The 18,096-nt window shown below is 70.9% G+C and carries 12 protein-coding genes; 6 read left to right on the forward strand and 6 right to left on the reverse strand.

The window, feature by feature from the left end; genetic code table 11:
- Positions 1-28: 28 nt before the first annotated feature.
- Complete coding sequence (locus FHY05_RS08665; protein WP_409321661.1) at positions 29-1,789, reverse strand: class I adenylate-forming enzyme family protein; 1,761 nt, start codon at positions 1,787-1,789, stop codon at positions 29-31.
- 237 nt (positions 1,790-2,026) lie between these two features.
- Here FHY05_RS08665 and FHY05_RS08670 point away from each other — a divergent pair, with 237 nt between their 5' ends.
- The 4 genes from FHY05_RS08670 to FHY05_RS08685 all read left to right on the forward strand — a co-directional run bounded on the left by FHY05_RS08670 (position 2,027) and on the right by FHY05_RS08685 (position 7,583).
- Positions 2,027-4,045, forward strand: a complete 2,019-nt coding sequence (locus tag FHY05_RS08670) for a 3-hydroxyacyl-CoA dehydrogenase NAD-binding domain-containing protein (protein WP_183943954.1) — start codon at positions 2,027-2,029, stop codon at positions 4,043-4,045.
- A 244-nt stretch (positions 4,046-4,289) separates the two neighbouring features.
- On the forward strand, positions 4,290-5,477 hold the full coding sequence (locus FHY05_RS08675) for an acyl-CoA dehydrogenase family protein (protein ID WP_183943955.1): 1,188 nt from the start codon (positions 4,290-4,292) through the stop codon (positions 5,475-5,477).
- Positions 5,478-5,577: 100 nt separating this feature from the next.
- Entirely contained in the window at positions 5,578-6,705 is a 1,128-nt protein-coding gene (locus tag FHY05_RS08680) for an acyl-CoA dehydrogenase family protein (RefSeq protein ID WP_183943956.1), read from the forward strand.
- Positions 6,706-6,713: 8 nt separating this feature from the next.
- On the forward strand, positions 6,714-7,583 hold the full coding sequence (locus FHY05_RS08685; protein ID WP_183943957.1) for an acyl-CoA thioesterase II: 870 nt from the start codon (positions 6,714-6,716) through the stop codon (positions 7,581-7,583).
- Positions 7,584-7,621: 38 nt separating this feature from the next.
- Here FHY05_RS08685 and FHY05_RS22780 read toward each other — a convergent pair whose 3' ends face one another.
- The 4 genes from FHY05_RS22780 to alaS form a co-directional block, all read right to left on the reverse strand.
- Positions 7,622-8,269, reverse strand: coding sequence for a methyl-accepting chemotaxis protein (locus FHY05_RS22780; protein WP_311732415.1), 648 nt, complete (start codon positions 8,267-8,269; stop codon positions 7,622-7,624).
- Between the two features lie 71 nt (positions 8,270-8,340).
- Positions 8,341-9,411, reverse strand: a complete 1,071-nt coding sequence (locus FHY05_RS08695; protein ID WP_183943958.1) for a catalase family protein — start codon at positions 9,409-9,411, stop codon at positions 8,341-8,343.
- Positions 9,412-9,480: 69 nt separating this feature from the next.
- Positions 9,481-11,517, reverse strand: coding sequence for a S9 family peptidase (locus FHY05_RS08700; RefSeq protein ID WP_183943959.1), 2,037 nt, complete (start codon positions 11,515-11,517; stop codon positions 9,481-9,483).
- 290 nt (positions 11,518-11,807) lie between these two features.
- A complete protein-coding gene (gene alaS / locus FHY05_RS08705; RefSeq protein ID WP_183943960.1) occupies positions 11,808-14,486 on the reverse strand; it encodes an alanine--tRNA ligase in 2,679 nt (892 codons plus the stop codon).
- A 159-nt stretch (positions 14,487-14,645) separates the two neighbouring features.
- On the opposite strand from alaS, the gene FHY05_RS22455 reads away from it, so the two are divergent.
- A complete protein-coding gene (locus FHY05_RS22455; protein WP_260181406.1) occupies positions 14,646-15,383 on the forward strand; it encodes a choice-of-anchor E domain-containing protein in 738 nt (245 codons plus the stop codon).
- Positions 15,384-15,387: 4 nt separating this feature from the next.
- Here FHY05_RS22455 and FHY05_RS08715 read toward each other — a convergent pair whose 3' ends face one another.
- Entirely contained in the window at positions 15,388-16,677 is a 1,290-nt protein-coding gene (locus FHY05_RS08715; protein WP_183943961.1) for a Xaa-Pro peptidase family protein, read from the reverse strand.
- A 73-nt stretch (positions 16,678-16,750) separates the two neighbouring features.
- Here FHY05_RS08715 and FHY05_RS08720 point away from each other — a divergent pair, with 73 nt between their 5' ends.
- Positions 16,751-18,073 (forward strand): dicarboxylate/amino acid:cation symporter, encoded by a 1,323-nt coding sequence (locus FHY05_RS08720; RefSeq protein WP_183943962.1) that lies wholly within the window; start codon positions 16,751-16,753, stop codon positions 18,071-18,073.
- The last annotated feature ends 23 nt before the right edge of the window (positions 18,074-18,096 follow it).

The raw sequence follows: 18,096 nt of genomic DNA on the forward strand, positions 1-18,096 counted from the left end.
CGTCCCCCCGCCGTTAAGGGGAATAGCCCTACGCCGCGAAACGTTCCCGGAACAAGCCCTTGAGCTCGCGCTTGAGGATCTTGCCGTTCTCGTTGCGCGGCAGCGGTTCGGCGGTGAAACGGACGGCCGCGGGCACCTTGAAGGCGGCGAGCCGCTCGCGCACCCATTGTTGCAGCTCGGCCTCCTCGACATGGCAGCCGGCGACCGGCCGCACGACCGCCACCGCTTCCTCGCCGAGCACGCGATGCGGCGCGCCGATGACGGCGCACTCGCTCACTGCGGGATGCGCCTGCAGCACGTTCTCGACCTCGATCGAGTAGATGTTCTCGCCGCCGCGGATCACCACGTCCTTGGCGCGATCGAGGATGTAGAGGAAGCCGTCGTCGTCGAGGCGGCCGAGGTCGCCCGTGCGAACCCAGCCTTGCACGAAGGTCTCTGCGGTCGCGTCGGGGCGCTTCCAATAGCCCGCCACCACCATCGGACCGCGCGCACGCACCTCGCCCACCGCGCCGGGCGGCAGCGGGGCGCCGCCCTCGTCGGTGACGATCACGTCTGCCACCGCCACCGGCAGGCCGGCGCTCTCCGGCCGCGCGAGATAGTCCTCGGCCGCGAGTGAGGTGACCGTCGCCATCGTCTCGGTCATGCCCCAGCCGTTCTGCGGCCAGACGCCGAGCTCCTCGTGGAGCCGACGCGCCAGCTCCGGCGCGGCCGGCGCGCCGCCGTACGCGATCGACTCGAGACTGGAGAGATCGAAGCGCCCGCGCTCCGGGTGGCCGAGCAGCTGCCACGCGATCGTCGGGACGCCGCCGGTGACCGCGACCCGCTCGCGCTGGATCAGCTCCATCGCACCGACCGGGTCCCAGCGGCGCATGAAGATCAAGGTCGAGCCGCTCGCGACCGCGCCCATCAACGCCGCCGAGCAGGCAGTGACGTGGAACAGGGGTATGGCGGTCAGCATGACGCGCGGCGTCGACGGCGGGGGTGCCTCGCCCCGGCGCAGCGCGGTGCGCGCCGCGGCATAGGCGCTGCTCATGATATTGGTGGTGAGATTACGGTGGGTACCCAGCGCTCCCTTGGGCCTTCCCGTGGTGCCGCTGGTGTAGAAGATCACCGCGGCGTCGTCCGGCGCGAGCACCGCCTCCGGCAGCCTCCGCTCGGGCAGCGACCCCCAGCGCGCGGGCGCGCCGATCAGCGACTCGAGCGCGACGGCCGGCCGTGCCAGCGTACCGGCGGCGCGAGCCACCAGCACGTCGCGGAGGTGCCGCAGCAGACCGTAGAGCGGGATCAGCCGCTCGTGCCGCTCGGCGTCGACGATCAGCGTCTGCGCGCCCGAATCGTCGAGCGCGTAGCGCAGCTCCTCGCCGCTCCACCAGGCGTTGAGCGGCACCGCGATCGCGCTCAACGCAGTGATGGCGAACAGCGCCGCCGGATATTCGGGCAGGTTGCGCATCGCGATCGCGACCCGGTCACCCGCGCGCACCCCCCGCGCCGCGAGCTCGGCGGCGAGCGTTGCCACCGCCCGCGCATGCGCGGCATAGCTGACCCGCTCGTCCTCATGGATCGTCATCAAGCGCTCGTCGTGCGCTCGGCTGGCGTCCAGCAGCGCGCGAAGCGTCGGCGGCGCGTTCTTCCACGTGCGGGTCGGCACCCCGCGGATCGTCACCGTCTCCATCTCGAAGAGGCCGCCCGGCGCGGTGAGCAGCGCGCGCACCTCATCGTGCGACCGCGCCGGCCAGCCGGCGCCCTGCCTGTCCTCGATGCCCATCGCCACCTCTCGTCGCTCGAACATCGGGTTCGCCGCAGGACTAGACTAGAGTTGATTTCCGACGTGCTCAAGGCGATACAGCGCCAGACGCTTAGAAGGTGAGGTATGGCCAGCAAGGCAATGACACGCCGGTGCGCCAGACGTTTGACGCAGCCCAGCCGCGCCATCCGGCGCGACGGTCTGACGCAGCGCGAGGCCCGCCCGCGCCTTCGCTGACCCATTCCGACCAGCACCCACACCGGCTCCAGGAGCAACGCACGCATGACCGCCTCTTCCCCGATCCGCACCGAGCGCCACGGCGACGTGCTCGTCATCGTCTCCAACACCCCGCCGGTGAACGCGCTCGGCGCGGCGGTGCGGATCGGGCTGGAGGCCGCGATCAAGGAGGGTGCCGCGGACCAGTCGATCGCGGCGATGGTGATCCGCTGCGACGGCCGCACCTTCTTCGCTGGCGCCGACATCACCGAGTTCGGCAAGCCGCCCGTCGAGCCGATGCTGCCGGTGTTGGTCGACATGATCGAGGCGTGCGGCAAGCCGGTCGTCGCCGCGATCCACGGCACCGCGCTGGGCGGCGGCTGCGAGGTGGCGCTCGGCTGCCACTACCGCGTCGCGGTGCCGTCGGCCAAGATCGGCACGCCCGAGGTGAAGCTCGGCCTGCTGCCGGGCGCGGGCGGGACGCAGCGGCTGCCGCGGCTCGCGGGGGTGGCGCTCGCGCTGGAGATGACCGCCAAGGGCGAGCCGATCTCGGCCCAGCGCGCGCGGGAGGTGGGGCTGATCGATCGCATCGTCGGCGAGGACAGCCTCGCCGCCGACGCACTCGCCTTCGCCGACGAGGTCAAGGCGAAGCGCCCCCTCCCGCGCGCCGCCGAGATGGCCGTCGCGGCCGATCCCGCGGCGGTCGCCGCCTTCCAGAAAGAGAACGCCCGCCGCTTCCGCGGCTTCGACGCGCCCGCCGCCAATGTCGACTGCGTTGTCAAGGCGACCGAACTGTCCTTCGCCGAGGGGCTCGCCTACGAGCGGCAGGCCTTCGTGCGGCTGATGACCGGCACGCAGTCGGCGGCGCAACGCCACATCTTCTTCGCCGAGCGCCAGGCCGCCAAGATCGACGACGTTCCCGCCGACACCGCGCTGCGGCCGATCGCGCGGGTGGGCGTGATCGGCGCCGGCACGATGGGCGGCGGGATCGCGATGAACTTCCTCTCCGCCGGCCTCCCCGTCACGATCGTCGAGACCGCGCAGGAAGCGCTCGACCGCGGCACCGGCGTCATCCGCAAGAACTACGAGGCGACCGCGGCCAAGGGGCGGATGACGACCGATCAGGTCGAGGCGGCGATGGCGGCGCTGACGCCGACGCTCGACTTCGACTCGCTCGCCGACTGCGACCTCATCATCGAGGCGGTGTACGAGAACATGGACGTGAAGAAGGAGATCTTCGCCCGGCTCGACGGCATCGCCAAGCCGGGCGCGATCCTCGCCTCCAACACCTCCTATCTCGACATCGACGCGATCGCCGCCTGCACGAACCGGCCCGAGGACGTGCTGGGCATGCACTTCTTCTCGCCCGCCAACGTGATGAAGCTGCTCGAGGTGGTGCGCGGGGCGCGGACCGCGCCCGACGTGCTCGCGACGGTGATGGCGCTCGCCAAACGCATCCGCAAGGTCGCGGTCGTCGCTGGCGTCACCTACGGTTTCATCGGCAACCGCATGCTGATGCCGCGGCAGGTCGAGGCCAACAAGCTGCTGCTCGAAGGCGCCACGCCCGAGCAGATCGATCGCGTCCACACCGACTTCGGCATGCCGATGGGGCCGTTCCAGATGGCCGATCTCGCGGGCGTCGACATCGGCTGGCACCGCGACCCGAGCCGGATCGAGAACGTCCGAGACGCGCTCGCCGCCGAGGGCCGCTGGGGCCAGAAGCGCCAGGCGGGCTTCTACGATTACGACGAGAAGCGCACGCCCATCCCCTCCGCGCGGGTCGCCGAGATCATCCAGGAGTGGCGCGGGAAGACCGGCACGCCGCAGCATCAGGTCACCGACGAGGAGATCGTCGAGCGCACGCTCTACCCGATGGTCAACGAGGGTGCGCTGATCCTGGAGGAAGGCAAGGCGCAGCGCGCGTCCGACATCGATGTCGTGTGGATCTACGGCTACGGCTGGCCGGTCTACCGCGGCGGACCGATGTTCTGGGCGAAGACCGAGGGCTATGACAAGGTCGTCGCCGGGCTGGAGAAGCACGGTTTCGCGGTGGCGAGGAGCCTGCGCGCGGGCACGATCCAGTGACGGCGAGCGGTGGCGAGCGGCCGGAGCGTCTCGGAAGGGTGTCAGCCAGCGGCGGCAGAGGGGCGCTCCGCTCCCCCTTGCGTCATCCTGAACTCGTTTCAGGATCCACCCTACGGCAAGCGCCGCCGCACCTGAGTACGCCGCACCGTGAATCCCGAGACGAGTTCGGGATGACGGCAGTGAGTCGGGCGAGCGGCCCCGCTCTCCACGCCGCCCCCATCATCTCCCCAGCGAGGATCCAGCGATGACCGACCTCGACACCTTTCGCAGCGAGACCCGCGCTTGGCTCGCCGCGAACTGCCCGCCCGAGATGCGCGAGCCGGTGCGCGCCGACACCGACATCTGCTGGGGCGGCCGACGCTACGACCCCGCCGCCAACCCGCCGCAGGCGCGCTGGCTCAAGGCGATGGCCGAGCGCGGCTGGACCGTGCCCGACTGGCCCATCGAGTACGGCGGCGGCGGGCTCTCGCCGGCGGAGACGAAGGTGTTGCGCGAGGAGATGGCCGCGATCCGCGCACGCAACCCGCTCAACTCCTTCGGCATATCGATGCTCGGGCCGGCGCTGCTGAAGTACGGCACCGAGGCGCAGAAGCTCGAGCACCTGCCCAAGATCGCGCGCGGCGAGATCCGCTGGTGCCAAGGTTACTCCGAGCCCAACGCCGGCTCCGACCTGGCCGGGCTCGCCGCCAGCGCCGAGGACGCGGGCGACCATTATATCGTCAACGGCCAGAAGGTGTGGACCAGCTATGCCGACAAGGCCGACTGGATCTTCTGCCTGGTGCGAACGAGCAAGGAGTCGAAGCAGGGCGGGATCAGCTTCGTGCTGTTCGACATGGACTCGCCCGGCGTCTCGACCAAGCCGATCCTGCTGATCAGCGGCTACTCTCCGTTCTGCGAGACCTTCATGGACGACGTGAAGGTGCCCAAGGCCAACCGCGTCCATGACGAGAACAAGGGCTGGGACGTCGCCAAGTACCTGCTCGGGCACGAGCGCGAGATGATCAGCGGCATGGGGCTGGCGAGCGGCGGGCGCAACCCGCTGATCGAGGGCGCGATCGCGACGGTCGGGCTCGATCACGACGGGCGCCTCGCCGACCCACTGCTGCGCGCGCAGATCGCGCTGTTCGAGGTCCGCGCCAGGGCGTTCGCGGCGATGTCCGAGCGCTTCATCGACGAGCTCAAGGCCGGGCGTGCGCATCCCGCGCAGCCGAGCATGATGAAGTATGTCGGCACCGAGCTGAACAAGGCGCGGCACGAGCTGATGATGGCGGCGGGCGGCGCGGATGCGCTGGAATGGGAGAGCGAGCGCTCGCGCGGCGGCGCGGGCGCGCGCGCCTGGCTGCGCACCAAGGCCAACTCGATCGAGGGCGGGACGAGCGAGATCCAGCTCAACATCGTCGCCAAGCGGATCCTCGATCTGCCGGGCGCCTAGATCGCCGCCGTGCTCCTGCGAACGCAGGAGCCCAGAATCACGCGGCGGTACGACCGGGACTCTGGGGTCCGGCGTCCGCCCGAACACGGGACCAGATGGGATGCCGCTCTACCTCAACGACGAACAGACGATGCTGCGCGACACCGCCAAGGAGTTCGTCGCCGAGAACGCCCCCGTCGCGCATCTTCGGGCCTTGCGCGATGCGAACGACCCCGCCGGCTTCTCGCGCGATCTGTGGAAGCAGTTCGGCGAGATGGGCTTCACCGGCATCCTGATCGGCGAGGACCAGGGTGGGCTCGGGCTCGGCCATGTCGAGGCCGGCGTGGTGCTCGAGGAGATCGGGCGCAACCTCTCGCCCTCCCCCTTCCTCACCACGGCGGTCGCGGCGGTGGAGGCGCTGCGCGGCAGCGCGCAGGCGGAGCGCTGGTACCCCGGGATCCTCGCGGGCGAGACGATCGCCGCGCTCGCGATCGACGAGGGCGCCAAGCACCGCGACCGCGTCGCGCTCCGCGCCGAGCGCGCCGGCAACGGCTTCCGCCTCTCCGGCGCCAAGCAGTTCGTCACGCACGGCCATGTCGCCGACGTGCTGATCGTCGCCGCGCGTACCGCCGGCGGCGATGACGATGCGGAGGGCGTCACGCTGTTCGCGGTGCCGCGCGACGTCGCCGGGCTGACCGCCACGCCCGAGCGGCTGGCCGACTCGAGCGTCGCCGCGCGGCTGACGCTGGAGGACGTCACGGTCGATGCCGACGCGGTGCTGGGAGAGGTCGATGCCGGCCGCGCGGTGCTCGACCGTGCGCTACGCGCGGGACGTACCGGCGCGGCGGCCGAGCTGGTCGGCGTCGGCGCGGGCGCGATGGACATGACGATCGGCTATCTCAAGCAGCGCAAGCAGTTCGGCGTGCCGATCGGCAGCTTCCAGGCGCTGCAGCACCGCGCCGCGCATCTCTACAGCGAGATGGAGGTGGCGCGCGCCGCGGTGCTCAAGGCGCAGCAGCTGCTCGACGCGGGCAGCGACGCCGCCGACGAGGCGGTCTCGGTCGCCAAGGCGATGACCGGGCTGGCGACGACGCTGTCGGTGCAGGAGAGCGTCCAGATGCACGGCGGGATCGGCATGACCGACGAATATGACGTCGGCTTCTACATGAAGCGCGCGCGCGTCCTCGCCGAAATGTTCGGCGACACGCACTACCACGCCGACCGGCTCGCGCGCGCGGCGGGCTATTGAGGGGTACGATGGCGGAGACGACGCCCGCCGCGCTCGTCGCCGACCTCGTCGACCTGCTCGACGTGGTCGCGGTCGACGTCGACCTGTTCCGCGGGCGCCGCTCGACCGGCGGCGTCGGACGTGTCTTCGGCGGGCAGGTGGTGGCGCAGGCGCTCCAGGCGGCGCAGCACACCGTCGACGGTCGCGCGGCGCACTCGCTCCACGCCTATTTCATGCGGCCGGGATCGGAGGCCGCGCCGATCGACTATCGAGTCACCCGTGACTTCGACGGCGCGAGCTTCGCCACCCGGCGCGTGGTGGCGTGGCAGGACGAGCGACCGATCCTGACGCTCACCGCCTCGTTCCAGCGTGACGAGGCCGGCTTCCACCATCAGTCGACGATGCCGGACGTGCCCGCACCCGAGACGCTGCGGAGCGAGCGCGCGTGGCGGATCGCGCAGCGCGAGGCGATCCCGGAGCGCTGGCGCGACTCGCTCCTGCGCGAGCGCCCGATCGAGTTCCGCCCGGTCGCGCCGCGCCGCTGGACCGACCCCGCGCCGCGCGAGCCAGTGCAACATAGCTGGTTCCGCACCGTGGCACCGCTGGGCGACGACGCCGCGATGCACCGCGCGATCCTGGCCTACGCCAGCGACACCGCGCTACTCAGCACGTCGATGCTGCCGCACGGCGTGAGCTGGACGACGCCGGGCATGCAGACCGCGAGCCTCGACCATGCGCTGTGGCTGCACGCGCCGGTGCGCGTCGACGAGTGGCTGTTGTACGCCGCGGACAGTCCCTGGTCAGGCGGCGGCCGCGGCTTCAATCGCGGCGCGATCTACGCGCGCGACGGGCGATTGGTCGCGAGCGTGGCGCAGGAAGGGCTGATCCGGCGACGGTAGCGGGTCGGGTAGAAGCCGCCTGACGTTGTCGCGGTGCGCTACGCCGCGATCATCTGCCGCGCGCGCAGCGTCGCCGCCTGGGTGTCGCCGGCGAGTTTCTTCACCTCGGCCGCGACCACCGCGAAGCCGCGGCCGGCGTCGCCGGCGCGCGCGGCCTCGATCGAGGCGTTGAGCGCGAGCAGGTTGGTCTGCGCCGCGATGCCCGCGATCGCGTCGACGACGCCGGCGAGCTGCTCGACCAACGTCTCCATCTTGCCGCGGTCGAGCTCGGCCTCACCGCGATAGCGCTGGCTCTCGCGCAGCCGCAGCTCGACCTCGTCGGCGAGGTTGACCTCGGCGGTGACGTCGCTGGCGAACTTGACGATCCGCTCGACCGTCCCATCCTCCCCCGTGATCGGGGTATAAACCGCCCGCAGCCACACCGCGCTGCCATCCCGCGCGACACGCTCGAAGAGTCCGCTCTGGTGCTTGCCCTCGCCCAGTGCGCGCCACAGTGCGGCATAGTCGGCCGAGGCGGCGAAGGCGGCCGGGCACAAGGTGCGATGGTGACGCCCCTCGACCTCGCGCGCGGCGTAGCCCATCGCCCTTAGAAAGCGCTCGTTCACCCAGGTGATCGTGCCGTCGGGCAGGAATTCGATCACCAGTTGCGATCGCTTGATCGCGTCCCACAGCGGTCCCTCGCGCACGCGCACTTCCCCAATCGCCTGAGGCAATTACGTTAAATGCGCAGCGTTAACGAGACGCTAGCGCGCCACGCTCAGGCCGGCTCATGGATCGGGCAGGCGTTGGCGCGCGCGCGAAAGTCGGCCGAATGGCGGTAGGTGTCGCGGCGCGCGCGGTTGATGTTGCCCAGCGGCTGGTGCGCGGCGAGGCCGGTCCACACGCTGAAGCGCATCTGCTCGTCGACCCGCTCGACCCGCGCCGGGTCCCAGCTGTCCTGCGCCTCGGTGCGGATCACGCCCACGCGGTGGAACGGCGCCTCCTCCTCGTCCCACTCGACCGTCGGGTCCTCGATCGGCTGGTGCGATACGTCGCGCGCGAGCTGGACGCGGAACTCCCACTCGCCTTCGGTGTCACGCAGGTCCTCTTGAACGGTGCGGCGGATCGCGTCGCGCTCGCCGTCGGTGTCGATGATGTCGCCCTTGCGCGCGCGCAGCCCCGGCGCGATCGGACGGAGGCTGAATTTGGCCACGTGGTCGCCGTAGCGGAACGGCGTCACGCTGTAATAGGTCTCCCCGACGGGGTCGACGTTGGGCGCGCCGCCGAGCGAGTTGATCGCCGGGCTCTCGAGGCCGACCGAGCCGATCGCGCTGCGGACTCCTCGCAGCACCGCGGAGAGCGCCTTCTTCCCGCCCTCGATCGCGTCGGTCGTCGGCGCGAGCAGCTTGAGGCTGCCGAGGAACTTGTCCGCGTCCTTGGCCTGGAACACCTTGCCGTTGACCATGACGAAGTCCTGCGTGCGTCCTTCCGCGCCGGGCAGCCGCTCGCCGTCGACGTCGAACACTTTGATCGCCAGCCCGCGCGGCAGCGAGATGGCGTCGTCCAGGATGTCGCCGGGATTGGTCGAGAGCCGCATCATCACGCGATGCTCGCCCGGCGTCGCGAACAGGCCCTGCGCCAGCTCGGGCGGCAGGTCGGCGTCGATCGTGAGCACGCCCTCGAGGACGCCGTGCGCCTTGGCGTGGACGGCGCGCACGGCATGGCCGTAGTCCTCGTGCGTCGTCTCCAGGATGCGGTCGAAGGTCGCGTTGAGCTGCACGACCGTCTCCGCCTCGTCGGGTTTCACCTGCTCGAGGTCGGGATGGTAGCGGATCGGGGCAGCATACATCGTCGGCTCTCCTAGACGGATGCTCCTACCAACCCAGGTTAGCCTCGCGCGTTCCGCCGGCGGCCTACCTCACTGTACCGTGCGGCCCGTCCAGCGGTTCATCCAACCGATCACCTCGCGATACCATTGGCGCGAGTCCCTGGGCTTGAGCACCCAGTGGTTCTCGGCCGGGAAGACGAGCAGCCGCGACGGGACATCGCGGCGCTGCAGCGCGGTGAACGCCGCCAGCCCCTGCGTGTAGGGGATGCGGAAGTCCTTCTCGCCGGTGATCACCAGCTGCGGCGTCTTCCAATTGTCGACGTGATTGACCGGGTTCCATTTCTCGTACGCCTGCGGGTCCTCGAAATAGGCTTTGCCGCCATGTTCCCACTCGTCGAACCACAGCTCCTCGGTCTCGTACGCCATCGCGCGCGCGTCGAAGACGCCGTCGTGCTGGACGATGCACTTGAAGCGATCGGGCCAACGCCCCTCGATCCAGTTCATCATATAGCCGCCGTAGCTCGCGCCGAGCGCGCAGGCGTTGCCGCCGTCCATCCACTCGAACCTGGCCGTCGCGGCGGCGAGCCCCTTCTGCAGGTCCTCGAGCGGCCAGCCGCCCCAGTTGTTGCGGATCGCGTCGGTGAAGGCCTGGCCGTAACCGGTCGAGCCGTGGAAATCGACCGCCACCAGCGCGTAGCCCGCGCCGGCGAACACCGCCGGGTTCCAGCGGTACGACCAGCTGTTGTTGCTGGACCCCTGCGGTCCGCCGTGGACCATATAGGCGATCGGCAGCTTGCCGGTGCTGCCCGCCGGTCGCACCGCATAGCCCCAGACGGTGTCGTCGTTGGCGCCCTTGAAGCTGAACCGCTCGACCGTCGGTATGTCGATGCCCGCGAGCTTGGCGGCGTTGACGCTGGTGAGCCGCTGCGGTGCGCGCCCAGGCGCGACGCGGTAGAAGTCGTCGGGCGCGATCAGGCTGTTCATCGCGACCACCGCGCCGCGCGGGCCGACCGCCACCGCGGCGACGTTGCCCTGCTGAGTCAGCCGCGTCACCTGCCCGCTCGCGGCGTCGACGCGCCATAGCGGGTTCTCCTGCGTGTCCTCGGCGGTGACGTAGAGCGAGCGCGAGTCGGGCGCCCAGCGCAGCGACCCGACCGAGCGGTCCCAGCGCTCGGTCAGCGAGGTCGAGCGCCCGGTCGCGAGGTCGCGCAGCGTGAGCACGTAGCGATCGGCCTCGTAGCCGGGGCGGCGCATCGCCAGATAGGCGAGCGTGCGGCCGTCGGGCGAGGCGCTCGGCTGCGTGTCGGTGGCGCGGTTGGCGCCGGTGAGGTTGGTCGGTGCCGCGCTGGCGTCGGCGGGTACCTGGAAGACGTCCAGGTTGGTCGACAGCGGCTCGATCCGCCCCGCCTCGCGCAGCGCGAAATAGAGCGTGCGACCGTCCGGGCTCCAGCTCACCTCCTCGCCCCCGCCATAGGGCTTGGATGGGGTATCGCCGACCAGCCCGCCCATCACCGAGCGGCCGTTGCCGCGCGCGCCCTGCGCGGTGAGCGGCAGCACGAACAGCTGCGAGCGCGTGCCGTCCGCCCAGGTGTCCCAGTGACGCACGAACAGTTGGTCGTAGGTGCGGCCCGCGCCGGCGTCGGCGCGCTTCTTCACCATCGGCAGCTCGAGCGTGGGCGCGCCGGGGTTGCGGTCGGCCCAGACCACGAGCTTGTCGCCCGTGGGCGCGACCTTGAACCCGCCGAAGCCGCCCTTGAAATCGGTGAGCCGCCGCGGCGTCCCGCCGGTCACGGGCACCGCCCAGATCGCGTCGTCGGCGCTGAAATAGACGGTGCCGGCGACGATCTGCGGGTCGTTCTCGTCGAGCCTGGGGTCGGCGGCGAGCTTCTCGGGGGCGGCGCCGGCGCGGGTCAGATCGAGCCGCCACAGATCGTAGCGTCCGCGATCGGCGTCGAGGTCGGTCTCGCGCTGTGCCCAGACCAGCCAGTGGCCGTCGTCGGACATGGCGGGCGCGCCGACGCGGCTCAGCATCGTGACATCGTCGATGGTGAGCTGACGCGCGGCGGCGGGAGTGGCGAGCGCGGCGGCGGCGAGCGCGAGCAGACTCGCGACGGAGGTGCGGTTCATCGCGCGACGATACAGCAGAAGGTGACGGCTGAGACAATGCGAACGGTGGCGCGTGGCGGCGGGGAGGACGCTTTCCCCGCTTCTGCCACCCCGGTGAACCCGGGGTCCAGGTGGGTGACGCCGCGTGCGGTCACTTCGGCCGTCGCAAGTGGTCCCCGGCGTGCGCCGCGGCGGCAGCTCAGGTGAGCAGCGGCTCACCCTCGATCAGACCGCCGAGCCCCTGCGCGCGCCGGGGCCGAGATGCGGCAAACGACACGCTGGCGGCCCGGGGTTCCTGAGGAACGCTTCCCTCACGCCTCCGCGGTCGCCCCTTCCAGCGCCGCGCGGATCGCGGCGAGTGCCTCCGCCGCCTGCGAGCCGTCCGGGCCACCGCCCTGCGCCATGTCGGGGCGACCGCCGCCGCCCTGCCCGCCCAGCGCGGCGACGGCGCGGCGCAGCAGATCGACCGCGTTGAAGCGCCCCACCAGATCCTCGGTCACCCCGACCGCGACCGAGGCGCGCCCGTCGTTGACCGCGATCACCGCCGCCACGCCCGAGCCGACGCGCTGCTTGGCCTCGTCGACCGCGCCACGCAGTCCCTTGGCGTCGAAGCCGTCGAGCACCTGGCCGACGAAGGCGACGTCGCCGACCCGCTCCGGACCCGACGGCGCGCCGCCGGCACCGCCGCCGAGCGCCAGCGCCTTCTTCGCCTCGGCCAGCTCGCGCTCGAGCCGACGCCGCTCGTCGAGCAGCGCGGTGACTCGCGCGGGCACCTCGTCCGGCGTGGTGCGCAGCGACGCCGCGACGGCGCGCAGCGTCTCGTCGCGCGCGCTGAGGTAAGCGCGTGCCGCCTCGCCGGTCAGCGCCTCGACACGGCGCACGCCGCTCGACACCGCGCTCTCGCCGACGATCTTCAACAGGCCGATGTCGCCGAGCGCGCCGACGTGCGTGCCGCCGCACAGCTCGATCGAGTAGGTCGCGCCGTCCGCCTCGCGGCCCATCGACACGACGCGGACCTCGTCGCCATACTTCTCGCCGAACAGCGCCATCGCGCCCATCGCGATCGCGTCGTCGGGGGTCATCAGGCGCGTCTCAACCGCGCCGTTGCCGCGGATCTGCGCGTTGACCGCGGCCTCGGCATCGGCGAGCTCGGCTGGCGTCATCGCGCTGGGGTGCGAGACGTCGAAGCGCAGCCGCTCGGGCGCGACCAGCGAACCCTTCTGCGCCACGTGTGTGCCGAGCCGCTGGCGCAGCGCCTCGTGCAACAGGTGCGTGGCGGAGTGATTGGCGCGGATCGCGCCGCGCCGCGCGTGATCGACCGTCAGCCGCACCGTGTCGCCGACCGCCAGCTCACCCGCGTCGATCGCGGCGTGATGGACCCAGAGCTTGCCGAGCTGCTTCGACGTGTCGGTCACGCGCGCCGCCACACCCGAGTCGGTGGCGAGCGTGCCCGCGTCGCCGACCTGGCCGCCGCTCTCGCCGTAGAAGGGGGTCTGGTTGACGATCACGTCGACCTGGTCGCCCGCGGCGACGCGCTCGACTCGCGCGCCGTCCTTGACCAGCGCGAGCACCACGCCCTCGCCGCTCTCGCTGGCGTAACCGGTGAACTCGGTCGCGCCGAACTGGTCGGCGAGGTCGAACCACAATTCGTCCGAGGCTTTGGCGCCCGAGCCCTTCCACGCCGCGCGCGCGGCGCGTTTCTGCTCGGCCATCGCCGCGTCGAAGCCGGCGCGATCGACGCGGTAACCCTGCGCGCGCAGTGCGTCCTCGGTGAGGTCGTAGGGGAAGCCGAACGTGTCGTAGAGCTTGAACGCGGTCTCGCCCGCGAGCGTGTCGCCCGGCCGCATCCCGCCCGTGGCGTCGTCGAGCAGGCGCAGGCCCTTCTCCAGCGTCTGGCGGAAGCGAGTCTCCTCCTGTTGCAGCGTCGCCTCGATCAGCGGCTGCGCGCGCACCAGCTCGGGGTAAGCCGCACCCATCTCGGCGACGAGCGCGGGCACCAGGCGGTGCATCAGCGGCTCCTTGGCGCCGAGCAGGTGCGCGTGGCGCATCGCGCGGCGCATGATCCGGCGCAGCACATAGCCGCGGCCCTCGTTGGCGGGCAGCACGCCGTCGGCGACGAGGAAGCCCGAGCAGCGCAGGTGATCGGCGATGACGCGGTGGCTCGCCTGATTGTCGCCGGTGGTGGCGGTGTGGGTCAGCGCGCCCGACGCGGCGATCAGCGCCTTGAACGTGTCGGTGTCGTAATTGTCATGGACGCCCTGCATCACCGCGGCGACGCGCTCCAGCCCCATGCCGGTGTCAATCGACGGGCGCGGCAGGTCGCCGACGATCGCGTCGGCCTCCTGCACGAACTGCATGAAGACGAGGTTCCAGATCTCGACGAAACGGTCGCCGTCCTCGTCGGGCGATCCCGGCGGGCCGCCCGGGATATGGTCGCCATGGTCGTAGAAGATCTCGGAGCATGGCCCGCACGGCCCGTCCGACCCCATCGCCCAGAAATTGTCTTTCGTCGGGATGCGGATGATGCGTTGGTCGGGCAGGCCCGCGATCTTCTTCCACAGGTCGAACGCCTGATCGTCGGTGTGGAAGACGGTCGCGGTCAGCTTGTCGGCCGGCAGCCCCCATTCCTTGGTCAGCAGCGTCCACGCGTGCGTGATCGCCTGCTCCTTGAAATAGTCGCCGAACGAGAAGTTGCCGAGCATCTCGAAGAAGGTGTGGTGGCGCGCGGTATAGCCGACATTGTCGAGGTCGTTGTGCTTGCCGCCGGCGCGGACGCACTTCTGCGCGCTGGTCGCGGTGGTGTACGGCCGCGTCTCGAGCCCGGTGAAGACGTTCTTGAACGGCACCATGCCGGCGTTGACGAACATCAGCGTCGGGTCATTCTGCGGCACCAACGGTGCCGACGGCACGATGCGGTGCCCGCTGCCGCCGAAATAGTCCAGGAACGAGCGGCGGAGATCGTTGGTCGAGGTGGTGCTGGTCGAGCTCATGGCCGGGTGACTTAATCGCCCATGGCGGCGCTGCCTAGCCTCAGGCGTTGCAAAGCGGCAACGATGCCGACCTATCCCGTTCCGGGACAGGATGCGGCTCTTTGTGAATCTATGGTTAACGGGTAGATGACCGCTCACAGGAGCAGGGGGATACACGACATGAACGTACGGAAGTGGCTTCTCGCCGCGGCGACCGGTGCTGTGCTCGCGCCGCTGGGTGCCTCGGCGGCAACGATCGTCGCCACCGACAGCGAGTCGGTCCTGCTGGGTATCCCACGCTTCGACTCCAGCTTGGGCACGTTGAACAAGGTGACGCTCGACGTGAGCGTCACGAAGTTCCGCTCGTGGTTGCTCCGCGCGCCCTCCGGCACGACCTCGCCGGTCGCGCTCGACTGGTCGGTCAACGGCGATTGGCAGTTGCTCGGCAACGGTCTCGCGGCGCCGCTGCTGGTCCCGATCGTCGGCAGCGGCAGCAGCACCGTCGCGCTCTCGCCGGCCGCTGGCACGGACTTCGGCTATTTCGAGGTGTCCGGCAGCGGCACCGGGTCGGCAACGCTCGACACCAGCTATTTCATCGGCTCGCAGCGCGTCTACTTCAACGGCTTCGACCTGGGCTTCAACGCGCCGCCGGCGGGCGACACGACGATCACCGGCGTGCCGACGGGCGGTGCGGTGACCCATCTGTCGCGCTCCTGCCAGCTCGGCTTCGGCGGCACGCCGATGCCCGCGGACGACGATTTCTGCGGCAGCGTGCGCTATACGCTCACTTACGACTACACGCCCTTCGGCGCGGCCGTGCCCGAGCCGGCGAGCTGGGCGATGATGGTGCTCGGGTTCGGCCTCGCCGGTGCCGCGATCCGGCGTCGTCGCGCCGTCGGCGATCGCGCGGCCGCCTGACGCCTCAGACCGGCCGCTCGATCGAATCGGGCGGTTCGCTGAACCAGCGCGGGCCGTCGGCGGTGACGTGGAAGCAATCCTCCAGCCGGACGCCGAACTTGCCCGGCAGGTACAGGCCGGGCTCGTCCGAGAAGCACATGCCGGGCGCGAGTCGCGTGCTCTCGCCGCGGACGAGGTTGACCGGCTCGTGCCCGTCCATGCCGATGCCGTGTCCGGTGCGGTGCGACAGGCCCGGCAGCCGGTAGGCCGGGCCATAGCCAAGCGGCTCGTAATAGCCGCGGACGGCGTCGTCGACCGCGCCGGCCGCGACGCCGACGCGCGCGGTGCGGAAGGCGAGCGCCTGTGCCGCCTTCACCTGATCCCATACCCGCCGCTGCGCAACCGAGGCGCTGCCGTGCACCCAGGTGCGCGACACGTCCGACTGGTACCCCTGGACGGTGCAGCCGCAGTCCATCAGCACCACCTGACCATCGTCGAGGCGGATCACCTCGCGGCTGCCGTGGGGCAGCGCGGCGGCGGGACCGATCAGCGCCAGCGCGAACTCGGGCTCGCCGCCGAGCTTCTCGGTCGCGGCGGTCATCAGCGCGCCGATCTGCTGGCCGGTCATGCCCTTCTCGACCCGCGGATAGGTCCAGCGATAGGCCGCGAGCGTCACGTCCGTGGCGCGCTGCATCAGCGCGATCTCGGCCGCGGTCTTGATCATGCGGCAGCCGCGCACGACCGGATCGGCGCTGACCAGCCTTGCCCCCGGCAGCGCGCGCGCCAGGCCGGCGTAGACGAAGTAGCGCACGCTCTCCTCCACGCCGACCGGACGCGCCGCCAGCCCGCGGTCGCGCAGGAAGCCCGCGACCGTCGCGAGCGGATCCTGGTCCTCCTGCCATACGCGCACCTCCGCCGGCACCGCCAGCGTCTGGCGGACCGACGGTTCCTCGAAGAACGGCGTGACGACACACGGCTCGCCCTCGACCGGCAGGATCGCCGCGGTGAGCCGCTCGCTGCGCCCCCAGCGCACCCCGCTGAAATAGATCAGGCTCGATCCCGGCTCGACCAGCACCGCGCCGATCCCGTGCGCGCGCATCAGCGCCTGCGCCCGCCCCAGCCGCGACGCGCGCTCGGCGGCGTCGATCGGGCGCGCGTCGGCGGTGAGGTCATGCAGCGCGGTCAGATCCGGCGCGGCGGCGCGCACGACCGCGGCGGACGCGTCGGCCGGCACCGCGCTCGTCCCCGCCAGCAGCGCCGCACCGCCGGTGAGCACGTCGCGGCGGGCGGGGCGATAGGGGCTTCGCGTCGTCATGCACCGGCACTAGGGCGCTTGACCGAGTGCTCGCAATCCCCTTCCCTCGCGCGCGCATCAACCGGAGCGACGAATGGCCAAACGGCTGACCCTCTACATCCTCGTCGGGCTCGCGCTCGGCCTCGTGCTGGGCCTCGTGCTCAACGTGTGGCTCGACGACGGCACGCCCGCGGGGGCGAAGCGCGCCACCGAGGTCGCCGGTTATTTCTCGATCGTCACCACCTTGTTCCTGCGACTGATCAAGATGATCATCGCGCCGCTGGTGTTCGCGACGCTCGTCTCGGGTATCGCGCAGATGGGCGATACGCGCGCGCTCGGCCGGATCGGCGCGCGCAGCCTCGCCTGGTTCCTCTCGGCGAGCCTGCTGTCGCTCACGCTCGGGCTCATCATGGTCAACCTGCTCCAGCCCGGCGTCGGCGTGGGCCTGGCGCTGCCGGCCGCGGGCGGGACGAGCGGGCTCGAGACGGCGGCGTTCAACCTCAAGGACTTCTTCACCCATATCGTGCCGTCCTCGATGGTCGACGCGATGGCCAAGAACGAGATCCTGCAGATCGTCGTGATGTCGGTCTTCGTCGGCGTCGCGATCACCGCGGTGGGCGAGAAAGCCGCGCCGCTGGTGCGCGCGATCGACGCGCTGGTCCATGTCATGCTGCAGGTGACCGACTATGTCATGCGCGTCGCGCCGCTCGCCGTCTTCGCCGCGGTCGCCGGCACGCTGACCGAGCGCGGGCCCGACGTGATCGGTCAGCTCGCTTTTTTCATGGGCAGCTTCTATCTTACGCTGCTGGTGCTGTGGGCGGCGCTGCTGGGCATCGGATTCCTGTTCCTCGGTCCGCGCATCGGCGCGCTGATCCGCCACGTGCGCGAGCCGCTGCTGGTGGCCTTCTCCACCGCCTCCTCGGAGGCGGCCTATCCGCGCATGCTCGAGGCGCTCGACCGCTTCGGCGTGCCGCCGCGGATCGCCAGCTTCGTGCTGCCGCTGGGCTATTCGTTCAACCTCGACGGCTCGATGATCTACATGACCTTCGCGTCGCTGTTCATCGCCCAGGCGTACGGCATCGACATGTCGCTCGGGCAGATGGTGACGATGCTCCTCGTGCTGATGGTGACCAGCAAGGGGATCGCGGGAGTGCCGCGTGCCAGCCTGGTGGTGATCGCGGCGACGCTGCCGATGTTCCACCTGCCCGAGGCGGGCCTGCTGCTGATCCTCGCGATCGACCACTTCCTCGACATGGGGCGCACCGCCACCAACGTGATCGGCAACGCGGTGGCGAGCGCCGTGATCGCGAGATGGGAGGGCGGCTTCGACCCGCCCGAGCCGCTCGCGATCGAGCCCGCGCGCGCGCCCGCGGGCGACGGTCCGGCGCGGCCGGTGGAGCGGTTCGGCGACGCGTGAGCCGCTCCGCTAGTCACCCTGTG

The sequence above is a fragment of the Sphingomonas sp. BK580 genome, from assembly GCF_014194975.1.
GTDB lineage: Bacteria > Pseudomonadota > Alphaproteobacteria > Sphingomonadales > Sphingomonadaceae > Sphingomonas.

Excerpts from the sequence above, each read along its gene's own strand:
- FHY05_RS08665 (WP_409321661.1), bottom strand. The coding sequence starts at position 1,789 with ATGTTCGAGCGACGAGAGGTGGCGATGGGCATCGAGGACAGGCAGGGC.
- FHY05_RS08670 (WP_183943954.1), top strand. The coding sequence starts at position 2,027 with ATGACCGCCTCTTCCCCGATCCGCACCGAGCGCCACGGCGACGTGCTC.
- FHY05_RS08675 (WP_183943955.1), top strand. The coding sequence starts at position 4,290 with ATGACCGACCTCGACACCTTTCGCAGCGAGACCCGCGCTTGGCTCGCC.
- FHY05_RS08680 (WP_183943956.1), top strand. The coding sequence starts at position 5,578 with ATGCCGCTCTACCTCAACGACGAACAGACGATGCTGCGCGACACCGCC.
- FHY05_RS08685 (WP_183943957.1), top strand. The coding sequence starts at position 6,714 with ATGGCGGAGACGACGCCCGCCGCGCTCGTCGCCGACCTCGTCGACCTG.
- FHY05_RS08695 (WP_183943958.1), bottom strand. The coding sequence starts at position 9,411 with ATGTATGCTGCCCCGATCCGCTACCATCCCGACCTCGAGCAGGTGAAA.
- FHY05_RS08700 (WP_183943959.1), bottom strand. The coding sequence starts at position 11,517 with ATGAACCGCACCTCCGTCGCGAGTCTGCTCGCGCTCGCCGCCGCCGCG.
- alaS (WP_183943960.1), bottom strand. The coding sequence starts at position 14,486 with ATGAGCTCGACCAGCACCACCTCGACCAACGATCTCCGCCGCTCGTTC.
- FHY05_RS22455 (WP_260181406.1), top strand. The coding sequence starts at position 14,646 with ATGAACGTACGGAAGTGGCTTCTCGCCGCGGCGACCGGTGCTGTGCTC.
- FHY05_RS08715 (WP_183943961.1), bottom strand. The coding sequence starts at position 16,677 with ATGACGACGCGAAGCCCCTATCGCCCCGCCCGCCGCGACGTGCTCACC.
- FHY05_RS08720 (WP_183943962.1), top strand. The coding sequence starts at position 16,751 with ATGGCCAAACGGCTGACCCTCTACATCCTCGTCGGGCTCGCGCTCGGC.